Source organism: Klebsiella sp. HC6, from assembly GCF_022605325.1.
GTDB classification, from domain to species: Bacteria; Pseudomonadota; Gammaproteobacteria; order Enterobacterales; family Enterobacteriaceae; genus Klebsiella; species Klebsiella terrigena.
The window spans coordinates 2935747-2952654 of the sequence record NZ_CP093276.1 but is presented as its reverse complement, the minus strand read 5'-3'; the positions used below and the strand labels follow the sequence as shown (position 1 = coordinate 2952654).

18 protein-coding genes are annotated in these 16908 nt (G+C 59.3%); 9 read left to right on the top strand and 9 right to left on the bottom strand.

All coding sequences use genetic code 11. The features are described from left to right. Nucleotides 1–81: 81 nt before the first annotated feature. From MMW58_RS14430 to MMW58_RS14410, 5 genes are all read left to right on the top strand, one after another. Complete coding sequence (locus MMW58_RS14430) at nucleotides 82–1272, top strand: MFS transporter (protein ID WP_133599710.1); 1191 nt, start codon at nucleotides 82–84, stop codon at nucleotides 1270–1272. 229 nt (nucleotides 1273–1501) lie between these two features. Continuing rightward, a complete protein-coding gene (locus MMW58_RS14425; protein ID WP_041145621.1) occupies nucleotides 1502–1792 on the top strand; it encodes a hypothetical protein in 291 nt (96 codons plus the stop codon). 117 nt (nucleotides 1793–1909) lie between these two features. After that, entirely contained in the window at nucleotides 1910–2674 is a 765-nt protein-coding gene (gene tam, locus MMW58_RS14420; protein WP_241723663.1) for a trans-aconitate 2-methyltransferase, read from the top strand. A gap of 151 nt (nucleotides 2675–2825) precedes the next feature. Further along, nucleotides 2826–3140 (top strand): carboxymuconolactone decarboxylase family protein, encoded by a 315-nt coding sequence (locus MMW58_RS14415; RefSeq protein WP_241723662.1) that lies wholly within the window; start codon nucleotides 2826–2828, stop codon nucleotides 3138–3140. Further along, the gene (locus tag MMW58_RS14410; RefSeq protein ID WP_241723661.1) at nucleotides 3131–3523 is read left to right on the top strand and encodes a tautomerase family protein; all 393 of its coding nucleotides are present in this window, start codon (nucleotides 3131–3133) and stop codon (nucleotides 3521–3523) included. Before MMW58_RS14415 ends, MMW58_RS14410 begins: the two co-directional genes overlap by 10 nt. A gap of 204 nt (nucleotides 3524–3727) precedes the next feature. Here the strand turns inward: MMW58_RS14410 and MMW58_RS14405 are convergent, their stop codons facing one another. Further along, nucleotides 3728–4168, bottom strand: a complete 441-nt coding sequence (locus tag MMW58_RS14405; RefSeq protein ID WP_241723660.1) for a GNAT family N-acetyltransferase — start codon at nucleotides 4166–4168, stop codon at nucleotides 3728–3730. Between the two features lie 230 nt (nucleotides 4169–4398). On the opposite strand from MMW58_RS14405, the gene MMW58_RS14400 reads away from it, so the two are divergent. Then, entirely contained in the window at nucleotides 4399–5409 is a 1011-nt protein-coding gene (locus MMW58_RS14400; RefSeq protein ID WP_241723728.1) for a LacI family DNA-binding transcriptional regulator, read from the top strand. A gap of 115 nt (nucleotides 5410–5524) precedes the next feature. Then, a complete protein-coding gene (locus MMW58_RS14395) occupies nucleotides 5525–6550 on the top strand; it encodes a helix-turn-helix domain-containing protein (protein ID WP_241723659.1) in 1026 nt (341 codons plus the stop codon). Here MMW58_RS14395 and MMW58_RS14390 read toward each other — a convergent pair. The 7 genes from MMW58_RS14390 to sad all read right to left on the bottom strand — a co-directional run bounded on the left by MMW58_RS14390 (nucleotide 6504) and on the right by sad (nucleotide 14317). Further along, complete coding sequence (locus MMW58_RS14390) at nucleotides 6504–7556, bottom strand: alpha/beta hydrolase family protein (RefSeq protein ID WP_463351433.1); 1053 nt, start codon at nucleotides 7554–7556, stop codon at nucleotides 6504–6506. The genes MMW58_RS14395 and MMW58_RS14390 overlap by 47 nt on opposite strands. A 300-nt stretch (nucleotides 7557–7856) precedes the next feature. Then, nucleotides 7857–9308, bottom strand: a complete 1452-nt coding sequence (locus MMW58_RS14385) for a tagaturonate reductase (protein WP_241723657.1) — start codon at nucleotides 9306–9308, stop codon at nucleotides 7857–7859. A 103-nt stretch (nucleotides 9309–9411) separates the two neighbouring features. Beyond that, nucleotides 9412–9942: a GNAT family N-acetyltransferase gene (locus tag MMW58_RS14380; RefSeq protein WP_133599702.1), complete on the bottom strand. Its 531-nt coding sequence runs from the start codon at nucleotides 9940–9942 to the stop codon at nucleotides 9412–9414. A gap of 90 nt (nucleotides 9943–10032) precedes the next feature. After that, nucleotides 10033–11445, bottom strand: coding sequence for a GGDEF domain-containing protein (locus MMW58_RS14375; protein WP_241723656.1), 1413 nt, complete (start codon nucleotides 11443–11445; stop codon nucleotides 10033–10035). Between the two features lie 115 nt (nucleotides 11446–11560). Beyond that, nucleotides 11561–11926: a DUF4186 domain-containing protein gene (locus MMW58_RS14370; RefSeq protein ID WP_076947506.1), complete on the bottom strand. Its 366-nt coding sequence runs from the start codon at nucleotides 11924–11926 to the stop codon at nucleotides 11561–11563. Beyond that, a complete protein-coding gene (glsB, locus tag MMW58_RS14365) occupies nucleotides 11926–12852 on the bottom strand; it encodes a glutaminase B (RefSeq protein WP_159236895.1) in 927 nt (308 codons plus the stop codon). The genes MMW58_RS14370 and glsB overlap by 1 nt, the downstream gene beginning before the upstream one ends. Before the next feature lie 79 nt (nucleotides 12853–12931). After that, nucleotides 12932–14317 (bottom strand): succinate-semialdehyde dehydrogenase, encoded by a 1386-nt coding sequence (gene sad / locus MMW58_RS14360; protein ID WP_133599699.1) that lies wholly within the window; start codon nucleotides 14315–14317, stop codon nucleotides 12932–12934. 118 nt (nucleotides 14318–14435) lie between these two features. Here sad and ptrR point away from each other — a divergent pair, with 118 nt between their 5' ends. Then, nucleotides 14436–15314: a putrescine utilization regulator PtrR gene (gene ptrR / locus MMW58_RS14355; protein WP_095103407.1), complete on the top strand. Its 879-nt coding sequence runs from the start codon at nucleotides 14436–14438 to the stop codon at nucleotides 15312–15314. On the opposite strand, the gene MMW58_RS14350 is transcribed toward ptrR, so the two are convergent. Continuing rightward, nucleotides 15268–15750, bottom strand: coding sequence for a GNAT family N-acetyltransferase (locus MMW58_RS14350; protein WP_133599698.1), 483 nt, complete (start codon nucleotides 15748–15750; stop codon nucleotides 15268–15270). The genes ptrR and MMW58_RS14350 overlap by 47 nt on opposite strands. Nucleotides 15751–15895: 145 nt before the next feature. Between MMW58_RS14350 and MMW58_RS14345 the strand changes: the two genes are divergently transcribed. Further along, complete coding sequence (locus MMW58_RS14345; protein WP_241723655.1) at nucleotides 15896–16840, top strand: L-lactate dehydrogenase; 945 nt, start codon at nucleotides 15896–15898, stop codon at nucleotides 16838–16840. Nucleotides 16841–16908 lie beyond the last annotated feature (68 nt).

The following is a 16908-nucleotide window of genomic DNA, read 5'->3' as shown; positions in this document are numbered from 1 at the left end:
GCGGAAATCACCTCCTGGGCTCGTGCTGACCGCTGGGTCTGCGCTATGCTAATCCCCCTTTTGTTTTAAATACCTGACGTTATGACTTCTGCTGCCACTCAGACTCAGCTCAACCTGCGCATCATTTCGATCGTGGTTTTCACCTGTATTTGCTATCTATCGATAGGCCTGCCGCTCGCCGTTTTACCCGGCTACATTCACTATCAGCTCGGCTATAGCACCTTTATGGCCGGCGTGGTGATCAGTCTGCAGTACATCGCCACCCTGTTCAGCCGGCCGCACGCCGGGCGCTACGCCGATATCTGGGGGCCAAAAAAAGTGGTCAGCCTCGGGATCGTCTGCTGCCTGCTGAGCGGGATTTTTACGCTGGCGGCGGTGCTGCTGCAATCCGTTCCGCTGCTGGCGGTGGCCGCGCTGCTGGTTGGCCGAATCTTCCTCGGCGTGGGCGAGAGCTTTACCGCCACCGGGGCGACGCTGTGGGGAATTAAAACCGTCGGCGCGATCCATACCTCCCGGGTTATCTCCTGGAACGGGGTCGCCACCTACGTGGCGATGGCGGTTGGCGCCCCGCTGGGGGTGCTGCTCAACGGCTATTTTGGCATTAGCGGTTTTGCCGTGGTGGTGGTGGCGGTGGCCTTTATCGGACTGCTTTTTGCCCGCACGCGCCAGGACGTCAGCGTTAGCGGCGGGGTTCGCGCGCCCTTTCACGTGGTGGTGCGCAAAATCTGGCCCTACGGGCTGGGGCTGGCGCTGGGGACGGTCGGCTTCGGGGTGATAGCCACCTTCATTACCCTCTACTTCTCCGCCCACGACTGGCAGGGCGCGGCGTTTACGCTGTCGCTGTTCAGCGTCGGTTTCATCTGCATTCGTCTGGTGCTCGGCAACACCATCACCCGCTACGGCGGCGTGCCGGTGTCGCTGGCCTGCTTTGTTATCGAGTGCATCGGCCTGCTGATTATCTGGCAGGCTTCCTCTGCGTGGGTGGCCGGGATCGGCGCCTTCCTGACCGGCTCCGGTTTCTCGCTGGTCTTCCCGGCGCTGGGCGTCGAGGCGGTGAAACAGGTTGAGGAGCAGAACCAGGGCACCGCGCTGGGCACCTACTCGGCGTTCCTCGATCTGGCTCTCGGCCTGACCGGCCCCGTTGCCGGCTGGGTTGCCGGGTATTACAGCCTGGGAACTATTTATCTGCTGGCGGCGGCGGTCGTGGTGATGGCATTTATCTTGATATTCCGCGTATACCTGCAACAACGCGCCGGTTTGCGGCGGGCATGAGGAATTGTATCCGGCGGGCCGCCCCCGCTGAAAAAGGTAAAAAAGTAATCAAGAATTGACTGTTATTCGGCATCCGTGACACCATCCGCTCAACGCCCGGCAACGGGCGTACTGGCGAAACGGGTGAGATATCAGAGATCGAATAATAAACGATCCGTGCCCGTTATCATGGCCAATCCGAATCACTGACCTCGACGGTGAATTCCTGAGTCTGGCGGGAAATACATACATGCATCAAAGTTTTAATCAGCGGGTTCATTTCTATTACTGCATATTAATCGCGCTGAAAATACACGGAAAATCTAAGAAAGCGGGCGGGATCAGAGGAAAAAATAACTTCCTACTGAAATGGCTGCGTAAAGCGCAGGACAACAATATTTTCCACCCGGATATTACCAGCGAGATTGAGTGGCTGCGGGGGAAAATAATCCAGGCCGGATATGATACCGATCTTGAGCCGATGCTGGATTTTGTCTATGCCACCGCTAAACGCGCGGAGTCGCTAAAGGACGCCGATTAGTCCGCCGCCGATTAACGTGACGCTGTCACGTTAAGCATAAAAAATGGGTAAAGTTATTTTACCCGCGGTCAATGCCATCTATGCTGATGAACGAGTTTATCTAACCCGGAGTCATCGATGGCAGACTGGAATCCCTCGTTATATCTACAGTTCGGCGCCGAGCGTACCCGCCCCGCCGCCGAACTGCTCGCCCGTATCGCCCACCATCCCGTTACCCTCGCCGTTGACCTTGGCTGCGGGCCGGGGAACAGTACCGCGCTGCTGCATCATGCCTGGCCCACGGCGACGGTGATCGGCGTGGATAATTCACCGGCGATGCTGGAAGAGGCCTCCCGGGCGCTGCCGGCGTGTCGCTTCGTCACCGCCGATATCCGCGAGTATCGACCCGAGCGTGCGGCGGATGTGATTTACGCCAACGCCTCCCTGCAGTGGCTTACCGACCATCAGACGCTGTTCCCGCAGCTGGTTGCGCAGCTGGCGGATAACGGCATTCTGGCGGTGCAGATGCCGGATAACTGGCAGGAGCCGTCGCATACTCTGATGCGTCAGGTCGCCCAGGAGCTTGGGCATCCGGAGAGCGGACGCCACCCGCTCCCCACCGCCCGACAGTACTACGACATCCTGACAGCCAGCGGCTGCGAGGTCGATATCTGGCACACCACCTATTACCATCAGCTCGATTCTCATCAGGCGATTATTGACTGGCTGCAGTCGACGGGACTGCGTCCTTACCTGCAGCGACTCGACGACAGCCAGCGCGACGCGTTTCTCAGCCGCTATCTGGTGCTTCTGCAGGAGCACTATCCGTTACAGTGTAACGGAAAGGTGCTGCTGCTATTCCCTCGCCTGTTTATCGTCGCCCGACGCCGGGCCGCTGGCTGATAGTGCCTGCCGGGCGCGCAGAACGTAGCCCGGCCTGCATTGCCCATCGTCCTGATTTTCAGGATTGATCATCAAAAATGTTGCGATATTAAGAAGTATTGCCCTGTGCCACTCTCTGTTCATCCTCTAATGACAACCGGAGACATGAACGATGGCATCACCTAACCGCAATAACCTGGCCGGGATCGCGCCAAAGCTCGCCCAGCTGACCGAAGAGGTGCTTTTCGGCGATATCTGGGTCCGCAGCGAGCTGTCGCCGCGAGAAAGAAGCCTGATCACCCTTGCCGCCCTGACGGCGCTGGGCAGAGAAAGACAGCTGCCGTGGCATATTGATTTTGCGGCGAGCAACGGCCTGACCCGGGCTGAAATAACCGAGGTCTTCACCCACCTGGCCTTTTATGCCGGTTGGCCGGCGGCCGTCACCGCGCTCTCCTGCATACCGCCGGAGGATCCAGCATGCCTTTGACCCGAATAACGATTCGTGCCGGCTATGACGATGAGTGGATCGCACGGCTTTCGGCGCTATTTCATCAAACTCTGGTGGACGAGTTTGCGGTGCCCGCGGCGGATAAATTTCAGTTTATCGACGCTCTGCCCGACGCCCGACGCATCGTCGATCCGCACTACCTCAGCGGCGGGCGCAGCGGCGACTTTGTGCTGTTTCATATTTTTGCCGGCAAGCCGCGCAGCGCTCAGCAGAAAAAGCGCCTCTATCGGCGGCTGTGCGACCGGCTTCAGGCAGAGCTCGGCATTGCCCCCGATGACGTGATGGTGGTGATTCAGTTTAATCATACCGACGACTGGAGCTTTAGCCGCGGTGAGATGCTGGAGGGACAGGCTGAGGGCTAACTAACGGCGCCGCAGCGGGCGCCGTACTGCCGGATTTACCAGGGGAGATGGTGCACCAGGGAGAGATCCCAGGCGGTAGCCAGCAGTGAAAGAAAGATGATCACATTAACGGTCGTCTCGATGCGTTTTTCCATTTTTGATTCTTCTGAGTCGTTTTCCGCTATTAGACAGGGAAAATCTTAATAACTTCTTATCGCCGGCAGCTTAGAGCATCACCCGATAGCGGACATAATCATCCGCCGGGGTGAACTCATCATACAGCTTACGGGCGGGATTATCAGCACGCGTATGCCAGTAGAGGCGCGACCACCCTTTCGCTTTTCCTTCCGCATGCAGCGCCTGCACCAGCGCTCTGGCGACTCCGCGTCCGCGCATTGCCGGGTCAACGAACAGATCTTCCAGATAGCAAACGGGCGTTTTCACCCAGGTTCCTTCGTGAAGGACGCCGATAGCGAACCCGACCACCCGACCGTCAACGATCGCAGCCCGGCCGATAACCGGAGATGCATCGTCCAGCAGGCGTTGCCAGGTGTATTGCGTCACATCGTCAGGCTGCGGGCTGCCGTAAAAACAGGTGTAGCCCTCCCACAATCCTAGCCACTGCGATTTGTCCTGCGGCTGCAGCTCGCGAATATTGATAACCATCGTATCCTCCCACCTCATCTGAATAGGCCATTATTTTCCTCGAAGAAAATGACTTCAAGCCCTACCGACGCAATTTGCCACTGTCGGCCCTCGGCGGCGAAAACCGCTAAAAGCGATGAGGGTCACAAACCGTGCCCGATGAGCCGCAGGAAAGGTCAACGACGGCGCTTTAGTCTGCCTATGTGCCGGGTCGTTAAGGTATAATGCGGTTTCTCAAGGGGAGAGGGATGATGAAGCGGAAAAACAAAGTCACAATGAACGATATCGCCCGTACGGCGGGTGTATCACAGGCAACGGTCTCGTTGGTCCTTAATCAGTCCCGGAATATCAAGCTGAGCGAGGAGACCCGTCAGCGGGTGATCGCCGTCGCGAGCGAGCTCGGCTACGACCGTCTTCCGGCGATTCACGCCCCGCGAAATCAGGAAGAAGTGGCGCTGCTGGTCAGCACCCTGCAAAGCTACGATCCCTTTATCGATGCCATCAGCCAGGCGCGGGAAGCGGCCTGGCGCAATGAAGTGCTGCTGACCGTCTATGATTACGGCGACGACGTCGAGCTGGCGATTAATATTATTCGTCAGCTGGAACAGCGTAACTGTATCGGCATTATTCTCGCCTCCCCGGTGACCACGCTTGTAGATATGACCGATTTTCAGGACTGCACCCGCCTGCCGCTGGTCCTGCTCAACCAGCGCGACCCGGATTCGCCGCTGCTGCCTTCGTTTGTTCCCGACGACTACGCCAACGCGTTTCAGGTGACCCGTCATCTGATCTCCATGGGCGCGACGCGCATTGCGCACATCACCGGCGAAAGCTGGATGGAGGCAACCCGCCAGCGGCTGGCGGGGTATCAGGCGGCGCTGGAGCAGGCCGGACAGGCGTACGATGAGCGCCTGGTGCGGCGGACCAACTGGCAGTTCAGCGAGTCCTTTACCGCCACCTGCTCTCTACTGGAGCAGCCGGATCGCCCTGACGCCATTTTCTGCGCCAGCGACTGGCTGGCGATCGGCTGCTATCAGGCGCTGGCGGTCAACGGCGTTCGGCTGCCGCAGGATATCCTGCTGGCGGGATACGACGATCAGAAAATATCGGAACAGCTCACCCCGCCGCTCACCAGTATTCAGCTGCCCTACAGCGAGTTAGGGCGACTGGCGGTGGAGTATCTGTGCAATCAGGAGGATGCGGCCACGCACGTGATGCTGGCCGGCCGGCTAAAGGTCAGAGCCTCCAGCTCTCGGGAATAAATTATTAATAAACGCCTGCCGGCAGAACATCACGCCAGCGGCGACGGCGCGCCGGGATATGTGTCACTATTCCCGTCCATCATTCCCGGTAACTTTCCGTTATGGTACGGCTGACATGCTTTCAGTTCCTTTTCCGCTGATTACCTTATCCGCCCTGCTTATCCTGCTGGCAACGGCCCTGTTTGCGCCAAAACAGCGCCACGCGGGCACCCTGCGTTTCGTGCTTGCCTGTATCGTGCTGGTTGCCGTCAGCACGCTGCGCTGGGAATATGAATCCAGCCTCCTGCGCAATATCCAGTCCGGGCTGGCCATAATGCTGCCGCCGATTGCCTGGCACTGTTTTGTCTCGCTGACGGAGATCAACCGGCGGCGTCACCTGCTGCTGCTGTTCGCCCCCGCCGCTCTCGCCGCCGTTATCAGGATTTTCTGGCCGCCGGCGACGGATCCGGTCCTATTTTTACTTTTTGCCGGCTACGGGGGCAGCCTGCTGCGCCTCGCATGGCGCGGGGAGCACCGCTTCACCCTCAGCCGTCTCAGCGAGCCGCCGCAGACCACGAAAATGGCCTTTTTTGCCGGCTGTTTTCTCTGTCTGTCGGCACTGACCGACCTTGCGGTGACGTTTGACTTCAGCCTGACCGGCGGCAGGCTGGCGCCGGCGATCGTGATGGGTTTTCAGGCCGCGCTCCTTCCGCTTATTGGCGCGGCGATCGTCATCGCCGGACGGCCGGCTGCGGTCGCGCAATCTGAGAGTAAGGCCGCGCTCCCGACGCGGGCCGCGGCGTCGGCGGGAGAGCTGGCGAAAGTTTACGCCGGGCTCGAGAAGCAGGTGCGGGAGATGGAGCTCTATCTCAATCCCGACCTGACGCTGAGCCTTCTCGCCAGAAAAACCGGGATCCCCGCACGCCAGCTCTCAGGAGCGGTCAATGCTATCAGCCAATGTAACGTCTCGCAGTGGATCAACGGTTTAAGGATTGAACGGGCGCAGGCGCTGCTGCTCAGCACCCCGCTGCCCGTTACCGAAATCATGTTCGAGTCCGGATTTACCACCAAGTCCAATTTTAACCGCGAGTTTCAGCGCATCTGCGGCCTGTCGCCTACTTCGTTTCGTCAGCAGGCGAGCGGTAATCCAGTGCCGAATTAAGGAATCTACCGATCTTAGGTATCAGCGCCTGGTGAATAGCGGCGCGGTCTCCTCCGCTACCGTCGCGACAAACGATGCCGTCACCGGGCGTCTCTTCCTCAATAAGCGCCTCGGCGCCAGGCTTGCACAGCTGCATAAAGCTGAAATGGCTGGCCCCTTCAACGACCTCATACTGCCTGCGCTGCGGATCCAGGCTGGCCGCAAGGTAGCCTGACTCCTGCCCGGCATCGAGGTCCGCGAGCTTGTCCGCCTGGGCCGCAAGGATCAGTACCGGAACGCCGAGCGCGCGCAGGCTCTGCGGGGTAAAGCCGGGGGCGAAGCCGAGATCCAGAGAGACTACCGCCTTGATTCTGGCATCCCGGAGGTCCTCAAAGCGCGCATCCTGCGAGCGGGCGCCATCGATGCCGAGCTTTTGCGTTAGCCGGCAGTCGCCTCGCTGTGCATGGTGCCGGCAGTCGCGCAGCATGCGGGCGGAATCGAAGCGGGCTCCCGCCAGCGACATCACCGTCCAGCCGCCGAGAGAGTGGCCTAAAGCGGCAATTCGCCCGGCGTCTACTTCCCCGACCAGCGTGGAAGAGCGCAGAGTGAAGTCAATCACCTGGCTGAGATCCTGCGGACGTCGCCACAGGCGCTTCGCATCGCGCGGATCCTGATTAAAGGTGGTGGTTCCGGGATGGTCCGGCGCCGCGACAATATATCCCTGAGCGGCCATCGCCGCCGCTATCCACGACAAATTTCGCCAGTTGCCGTTATAGCCGTGAGAGATAACCAGCAGAGGGTGGGCTCCGGGCCGCACGGGCGCATCGCGGATAACGGCGACCCCTTCGAAAGCGGGATTGGCGCCGATATTTTCCGCTTTTCCTTCAGCTGACGTTGGATACCATACCGCCACGTCCAGGCTTTTCCCCTGCGGGTCGGTCAACGCCAGCTGGCGAAACCCCGGATCGGCGTGAACCTGGATACAGATAAGTAAAGCCGGTAATAAAAGAAACCCTCTTCTGAACATCATGTTGACTCCTGCTGTGCTGAATTGAGGCCCATTTATAGATGAGCCGCGGCGTCAGGACGTCCCAAAACGCGATCGAGGCCGTGAATTTGCTCATTTACGCTGGTTTTCCGCATCAGGAGGAGACCGAGTTCTCGGATTCGGGCGCGGAGAATGCGCTATCTCCCGTTCTGCTGAAAGAAGCGGCGCAGAAGCATCAGGTCTGCTCGCTTAATTTTACCGGCGATCTAATGTATGTTGTAACTATTATAAGGGGATAAATAACCCGGCAATCGCCGGGTCAACGTTTTGAACGGGATATCAGCAGAGCGGCTTAACCGCCTCACGCATGCCTTTGAGCAGGATGGCATCGAGGTCGAGGGCTACCTGCTCCACCAGGCCGGGAACCTGGCTCAAATCCTGCTGCCAGTGCGCCTCGACCGACAGCACCGCTTTCACCAGCTCGCTGCTACTCAGCTGTCCGTCGCGATGCGCGGACCACAGCGCCCGATAGCGCTCCATCCATTCGACGTCGTCCTGCAGCGGATAGTTTTGCTCATTGCGCTCGCCGCGATAGAACGCCATTAACGCCGCCAGCGCGAAGGTCAGCCGGGGGGCCAGTTTACCGTTTTTCGCCTGCCCCGTCAGCAGCTGCGGCAGAATGCGGGTGCGGTATTTCGTCATGCCGTTAAGCGCAATCGACAGCAGCTGATGCTTAATGTAGGGATTGCGGAAACGCCCGGTCACCGAGCTGGCGAAAGTCTCCAGCTCCTCACGGGGTAAGTCCAGCTGCGGAATAATTTCCGCGTAAATTGCCTTTTCGACGAACGAGCAGATCTGGCTATCGTTCATCGCTTCCCCGACGGTATCCAGCCCTGCCAGGAAGGCAACCGGCACCAGCGCGGTATGCGCGCCGTTGAGAATCGCCACTTTACGCTCTTTGTAGGGCTTAATATCGTCGACAATCAGGACGTTAAGCGCCAGCTTATCGAGACGCAGCTCAGCGGCCAGCGATTTAGGCCCTTGAATAACGAAGAGATAGAAGTGCTCCGCGGTCGCCAGGAAGGCGTCCTTGTAGCCGAGCTGCTGCTCGATTTGCAGCGCTTCATCGCGCGGATAGCCGGTGACGATGCGGTCCACCAGCGTTGAGCAGAAGGTATTCGCCTCATCCAGCCAGGCGCTAAAGGCTTCCGGCAGCGCCCACTCTTTGGCGTAGCGCAGGACCAGCTCGCGCAGGGCTTCGCCGTTATAGTCGATAAGCTCGCAGGGAATAATGACCCAGCCTTTATCGCTGGCGCCGGAGAAGCAGCTGTAGCGCTCAAACAGCAGGCGCGTCAGCTTAGCCGGATAGCTTACCGCCGGGGCATCGTCAAAGCGGTCTCCCGCGTGGTAGCTGATGCCCGCTTCGGTGGTATTAGAAAACACAAAGCGGATATCCGGGTTGTGCGCCAGGCGCAGGTATTCGGCATAGTCCGCATAGACGCTGATTTCCCGGGTGATGCTGCGGATCATGCGCGCATCGCTAACCGCCTCGCCCTGCTCGTTCAGCCCGCGAATAATCGTGGTATAGAGGCCGTCCTGAACGCTCAGCGACGGCGGGAACTCGCTCTCAATGGGGCGCACGATGACGACGCCGGCGTTCAGGTCGGTATGCTCATTGAGCAGATCGATCTGCCAGTCGATAAAGGCGCGTAAAAAGTTACCTTCGCCGAACTGGATAATGCGTTCAGGATACTGCGCGCCGGGAAAATCGCGACGATTGAGTGTTTTCACAATGGGTTCCCTCATAGAGTAGTCATACAACCTGAGTAATTGGTGTAATAACTTATCAGCTTTCTCTACGACTAAAACCCCGTTTTGATCAAACCATCGGCGGTTATTGCAGGAACTTATAGAACAACGAGGTGGCGGTCATCTTTCCGTCCGGCATCAGCGCATAGCGCGGAATTTCCCCGGCTTTTTCCCAGCCGCACTGAACGTAGAAGCGCTCGGCGCCGCTGCCTGTTGCGGTATCCAGCACCAGCACGGATTTACCCTGGTCGCGGGCGACCTCCTCCAGATAGTTCATCAGCGCGTTGGCCAGCCCCTGCCGCCTGGCATTTTGGTGAACCAAAAGTTTCGCCACGTCCGCACGGTGAGGCTGGTTTTCCGGCTGGCTGACAATAAGCTGGACAGTACCGACAATCTGATGACGTTCATTTTCCGCCACCACTACAATACGCTCTCCGGCGGCAACGCTTTGCGCCGTCCGCAGCCAGAAGTCGCTGGCCGTTTGCGCGGAGAATGGCAGCATAAAGCTGACCGACGCTCCGCCGTTCACGCAGCTGGTCAAAATGTCGCTTAACGGTTGAATCTGGTCGAGGATTTCTTCACGCGAGAGCGTGCGCAGGGAAAAGGATGTGGTCATGATAGGTTCCTTAAAATTGACCACATCACTATGTTTTTAACCTAAATTTAACACAAGAAAAATCACTATCGTTTTTTCTTATGACCGTCTTCAGGCCAGTCCGGGGGTACAAACGCGATTGCGCCCCGCTTTCTTGGCGCTCACCAGATAGTCGTCGGCGGCCATCAGCAGCTGATTAAAGAGTTCGGTTATCCGCTCGTTCCCGACCTGACGGGACTCCAGCCCCATGCTCACGGTCAGGCGGATCTGATTCTGGCCCCAGACAAAGGTTTGCGCCTCAACGCCCTGGCGGATTTTCTCCGCCAGCGCCTGACTCTCCTGCATCGATGAGGTCAGGGTCGCCACGGCGAACTCCTCCCCGCCGATGCGCGCCACCATTCCCTGCTCGCCCGCCAGCTGGCGCACCTGCTGGGCAAACTGGGTCAGGACGCAATCGCCGCACTCGTGCCCCCAGCTGTCGTTGACCCGCTTAAAGCCGTCAATATCCAGCACCATTACGGTCAATAGCTGCCCTTCCGCCAGCGGCTGCCGCTTTAACGCCTCGCCGAGCCCGGAGCGTGAGTAAACGCGCGTCTGGAAATCAAAATCGGCGCGCAGCGCCAGCTGTTTCACCAGGTTATTAATGGCTTCCACGCTTGAGGCGACGATCACCGGGCTAATCAGCATCGCGGCGATGCCAAGACGGGTGGAGAAGAGCTGCCACGGCTGCATCCGCGCGTCGGGAGAGAGATGAATCAGCGAGTTTGCCACCAGCAGAATTTCGCTGATGCCGGTGATAAACGTCAGCAGGCAGGTCAGCGGCAGCGGATAGCGAATGGCGCACCAGATCAGCGCCGGCAGCGGGAAGGTGATGCTCCCTGCTCCGCCCACGCTAACCCCGAGAATAATCGACAGTACCAGCGCGATAACCGGCAGAAGCTGGCGGAAACGGAAGGCGCCGAGCGCCGAAGGCAGCGTCAGGGTCAGAATAAACGGCAGGATCAGCACCGCGGTCGAGAACTGCTCGCTAAACCAGTCCGCCAGCTGAGGAATAAAGGTGGCACGCTCGACGTCCACCGAACCCAGCGCGCCGACGGCCGCGCACAGCAGCGCCGCCAGCAGGCAATAGCAAAACAGGCTCAGCGCATTAATCGGCCCGGGCATAGAATCGGCGCGCCGTTTATCCCACAGCACCAACTGCGCCAGGGTCACAATAAAGACAATATTGGAGAAATTAATCAGCAGCGAAGCAAAGCCCATTCCCCAGCGCGAGGTTAAGCCGTCATAAACCAGCATCGCGGCAAAGCAAACCGCGTAAAAATAGCTGCGGTTTAGCCAGACGTAACGCGCGAAGATCCCTGCCATCACGGCATTCAGCGGCCAGAAAAACGAGAGTTCCTGCACCAGGCGCAGCATGGCGCCAAAGAAATGAAGCAGCAGCGTTAATGTGAATAGCACCAGCGCATCACGCACGGGCTGCTCCTCACGAAACAGCGTGAATGACCGAATCGACAGTGAAGACATTCAGTAATTATCCGTCTAATTGTTTCAGGCAATTATTATGTTAATAATTAGTTAGCGGATTATCATAGCATGAGAATATTTATCAGGCATACCTATGCCTGATTATTGCGCACTATCAATGGCCGGGAGAATTCATCTGCAGCACCAGCCAATGGTGAATAACCTGCACAACGTAGCGCTGCTCGTCGGCGCTCAGCGCCCGGCCAGGCGGGATCGCGTGCCACTTTTCGAGGCAGCCGCGACAGCAGGTGGCGGTGGCGTGCTGGGCGATAAATACCGGATGACCGCGCATCGGCGTTTGCTTGCCGTCGTTCGGGATATTCGCCGGTGCCAGTCGGCGGGCAATAAAATCCGCCGCGTGCTGGTCAATCGTCTCCGCGCCTTTATCGAAACAGTATTGCCGCTCTTTTATTCCCAGCTTAAAGCGGGAGCGAAAGGCTGAACGCTGCAGCCGGCTAAATAAACCGTTTATCGTATCCATCAGAATACCGACCTTCCCACCTTCTGCGTGAGTTTCTCCAGTACCGCAATCCCGGCCAGCGAATTCCCGGCCTGGTCCAGCTCCGGGCTCCATACCGCGATGGCCATCTCCTGGGGAACGATCGCCACGATCCCGCCGCCCACGCCCGATTTTGCCGGCAGCCCGACGCGCCAGGCAAACTCCCCGGCGTTTTGGTACATCCCGCTGGTCATCATCAGGGCATTAACCTGGCGCGACTGAATCGGTGCGATCACCGGCGTATCGAGATGCGGCGCCATGCCGCGATCGGCGAGGAACAGAAAGGTGCGCGCCAGCTCAACGCAGCTCATCTCCAGCGAACAGTAGTGGAAATAGTTTTGCAGCACCGTGGCGACGTCGTTATGAAAATTACCGAAGGACTTCATGAGCCAGGCAATCGCCGCATTGCGCGCCGAATGCTCAAACTCGGAGCGCGCCACCAGCGGGTCGTAGGCGATATCCGCCACGCCGCTCAGGCGTCGGACAATTTCCAGCATCCGCTGGCGCGGCGCGCTGAGGCGGCTTTGCAGCATATCGCACACCACCAGCGCCCCGGCGTTAATAAAGGGATTGCGCGGTTTTCCCTGCTCGATTTCCAGCTGCAGGAGCGAGTTAAACGGCTGGCCGGAGGGATCTTTGCCCACCCGCTGCCAGATCTCCTCCTCCTGGTAGTGGTTCATCGCCACCACCAGACTGAGCACTTTAGAGATGGATTGAATGGAAAAACGCTCATGGGCGTCACCGGCAAAATAGTGCTGCCCGTCAACCGTGCAGATCGCGATGCCAAGCTTATTGCCGCTCACGCTGGCCAGCGCCGGAATGTAGTCCGCCACCTTGCCGCGCCCAATCAGCGGCCTGATTTCTGCCAGAACTGCATCCAGCATTGCATTATTAATGACCGTCGCCACACCCGGCTCCTTGCCCACAACCAAATTCGGGCTGCGAGTATAGCAGAGCGCGGCGACGGGCGTCAGGCGCTTACGTCGATTAGCGGCGGTCTTTCCATACGGTCTGCACGTTACAGAACTCATGCAGCCCAAAGTGCGAGAGCTCGCGGCCGAAGCCGCTTTTCTTCACGCCGCCAAAGGCCACCCGCGCGTCGCTGGCGCTGTAGCCGTTGATAAAGACGCCGCCGCACTCCAGCTGGCGGGAGAAGCGGTCGGCCTCTTCATCACTGGCGGTAAAGACGGTGGCCGACAGGCCAAATTCGCTGTCGTTAGCCAGTTCGAGGGCGTGCGCGGCGTCGCGAGCCACGGTGATGGTGGCAACCGGGCCAAACAGCTCCTGGCGGAAGCCGGTCATTTCAGCGGTCACGTTACCCAGCACTGTCGGCGCATAGTAGTTACCGGCGCCGGCAACCTTTTCTCCGCCGAGCAGCAGGGTCGCCCCTTCCGCCAGCGTCGCCGTCACCTGCTGATGGAGCTCGTCGCGCAGGTCGAAACGCGCCATCGGCCCAAGATAGTTGGCCTCATCGCGCGGATCGCCCATTTTCAACGCCTCAACGGCGGCAACGAATTTTTTGCTGAACGCATCGGCGATTCCGGCTTCAACAATAAAACGCTTTGATGCCGCACACACCTGCCCGGTGTTCTGGTAGCGTCCGATGACCGCCGCCTTCACCGCCTCGTCGAGGCTGGCATCATTGAGCACGATAAACGGATCCGACCCTCCGAGCTCCAGGACGCACTTCTTGAGCGCAGCGCCGGCCTGGGCGCCGATCGCCTTCCCGGCGCGCACGCTGCCGGTTACCGTCACGGCGGCAATGCGCGGATCGTTAATGGTCTGCGAAACGCCTTCATTGGTGGCGTTAACCCAGCCAAATACGCCGGCCGGCAGCCCGGCCTGAGCGAAGATATCGCCGATCAGCGCCGCGCTGCCCATCACGTTTGGCGCGTGCTTGAGCAGATAGCTGTTGCCCGCCAGCAGGATCGGTACCGCGCCGCGCAGGACCTGCCACAGGGGAAAGTTCCACGGCATAATCGCCAGAATGGCGCCCAGCGGGCGGTATTCGATAACGGCCTTATTCTCTTCGACCTGGGTGGCTTCGGTTGCCAGCATGGCCGGACCGTGCTCGGCATACCAGTCGCAGAGATTGGCCGATTTGGTCACTTCGCCGCGGGCCTGGGCAATCGGCTTGCCCATCTCCAGGCTTATCATCTGCGCCATCTCTTCCGCCCGGCTGCGCAGGACGCTGCCGACCTGACGCAGCGCATCGGCGCGCTGGGCTACGCTGGCGGCGCGCCACTGGCGATAGCCCTGCTCCGCAAGACCAATAGCCGCATCGACCTCTTGTTCAGTAGCCCAGGGCAGAGACGACACAATTTCACCGGTGGTCGGGTTCACGGAAACCGCATGAGTTGCAGATAAATTCATCGTTATTCTCTCTGTTTTGATGGCGAATGTTGATTGCGAACTGACCTCATTCTGGCTTACGCTTCCATTCATTGAAAATGAATAATATTAAGCAACCCGTTCACAAAAGAAGAATGCTATGGACCTGACCCAGCTTGAGATGTTCAACGCCGTCGCCGCCACCGGCAGCATTACCCAGGCCGCGCAGAAGGTGCATCGCGTCCCTTCGAACCTCACCACCCGCATTCGCCAGCTGGAGGCCGACCTCGGCGTGGAGCTGTTTATCCGCGAGAACCAGCGCCTGCGCCTTTCTCCCGCCGGCCATAGCTTTCTGCGCTATAGCCAGCAGATCCTGGCGCTGGTCGATGAGGCGAGAATGGTGGTTGCCGGCGATGAGCCGCAGGGGCTATTTTCGCTCGGGTCGCTGGAGAGTACCGCCGCGGTCAGGATCCCTTCAGCGCTGGCGCTCTATAACCAGCGCTACCCGAAAATCCATCTGGCGCTCTCAACCGGCCCTTCCGGCAATATGATTGACGGCGTGCTCGAAGGTACCCTGAGCGCGGCATTTATCGACGGCCCGCTGGTGCACCCTGGCCTCGAAGGCCTGCCGGTATTTCCGGAGGAGATGATGATCGTCGCCCCCGTGGGTCATGCCCCCATTACCCGCGCCAGCGAGGTGAACGGCGTCAACGTTTACGCGTTTCGCGCCAACTGCTCCTACCGGCGTCACTTTGAAAGCTGGTTTCACGCCGACCGCGCCACCCCCGGGCGGATCCACGAGATGGAGTCCTATCACGGCATGCTGGCGTGCGTGATTGCCGGCGCCGGGCTGGCGCTGATCCCGCGCAGCATGCTGGAGAGCATGCCCGGCCATCAGCAGGTTTCCGCCTGGCCGCTGGCCGAAGAGTGGCGCTGGCTAACCACCTGGCTGGTGTGGCGGCGCGGGGCGAAAACCCGCCAGCTGGAGGCGTTTATAGCGCTGCTGAACGAAGATCGGCAACGAGCAGTTTCTCCATAAACAGGCTCAGCGGGTCTTCCTGATAGGGGGCAAAGGGGCTGCGCGTTTGATAGCCGCTGCGGGTATAGAGCCTGACGGCGGCCTGCTGGTAAATGCCGGTTTCGAGGCGTACGGTGTGGCAGTCGCGGCGGCGGGCCTCGCTTTCCAGCGCCTCCAGCAGCCGTTCGCCCAGCATCTGCCCGCGATGGTTAGGATCGATAAACACCCGCTTCATTTCGCCAAAGCCATCGTCGCTGAGGACGATAGCTCCGCAGCCCACCGCCCGCTGGTTTTCATCCCGGATAAGCAGCACGATAACCGACTCCGCCTTTAGCTGGCTCAGGTCAACGAGGTGGTTACTCTCCGCCGGATAGAGCGACTCCTGGAAAGCGTCCAGTTGCGCAATCAGGGCGGTCAGGTCGGGATGGGATAACGTGGTCGGGGCGATGGTGTACATAGGCGAGCTCCTTTTTTTGAGCCACTGTAGCGCAGCGCATACAGCCGTTTCTCATAGCATTAACTTATACCTCCGGCATCCTCTTGCGCTAACCAATTGAGCCGCAGTAATTTTATGCCATGACGGTTGATATCAGGAACGGACCATGAATAGCAAAGCGCGCAAGGTGATGATCATCGGCGCAGGCAACGTCGGCACCTCGGCGGCCTATGCATTATTAAACCAGAATATCTGCGAAGAGCTGATCCTCGTCGATCTCGATAAAACGCGGGCCCAGGCGCACGCGCAGGACCTTAGCGACGCCGCCGCCTATATGCCGGGAATGATGGCCATTTCAGTACGCGATGCCAGCGACTGCGCCGATGTGGATATCGCGGTGATCACCGTCTCCGGCGGCGCGCTGAAAGAGGGAGAGAGTCGGCTGGACGAGCTGACCCGTACGGCGAAAATCGTCCGCGGCATTGTCCCGCGTATGATGGCCAACGGTTTCAACGGTATCTTCCTGATTGCCACCAACCCCTGCGATATTATTACCTGGCAGGTGTGGCAGCTTTCCGGCCTGCCGCGCGGCCAGGTGATCGGTACCGGCGTCTGGCTGGATACCACCCGCCTGCGCCGGGTTCTGGCACAGGCGCTGGATATTGGCGCCCAGAGTATCGATGCTTTTATTCTCGGCGAACATGGCGATACCCAGTTTCCGGTGTGGTCCCACTCGTCGGTGTACGGCTCGCCGATTGCCGAGGTTTACCAAAAACATACCGGTAAGGCGCTGGACCGTCAGCAAATCGCCGACCGGGTGCGCAAACTCGGGTTTGAGATCTATGCCGGTAAAGGCTGCACCGAATATGGCGTCGCCGGAACCATCGCCGAGATTTGCCGCAATATCTTTACCGGTAGCCACCGCGCGCTGGCCATCTCCTGCATTCTCGATGGCGAGTACGGCATTCGCGGCGCGGCGGTCGGCGTACCGGCCGTGCTGGCGCAAAACGGCGTGCAGCAGATTATAGAATTGCAGCTGGCGCCGGAGGAAAGCGAGAAGTTCCTGCATTCGGTGGCGGTGATTAAAGCTAATATCGCCCGCCTCGAATAAGATATGGCCTGGCGTCCGACAGCGCGGAGCCAGGCCAGCCGCCATGAGACATGGCAGCCTCTTTCGCG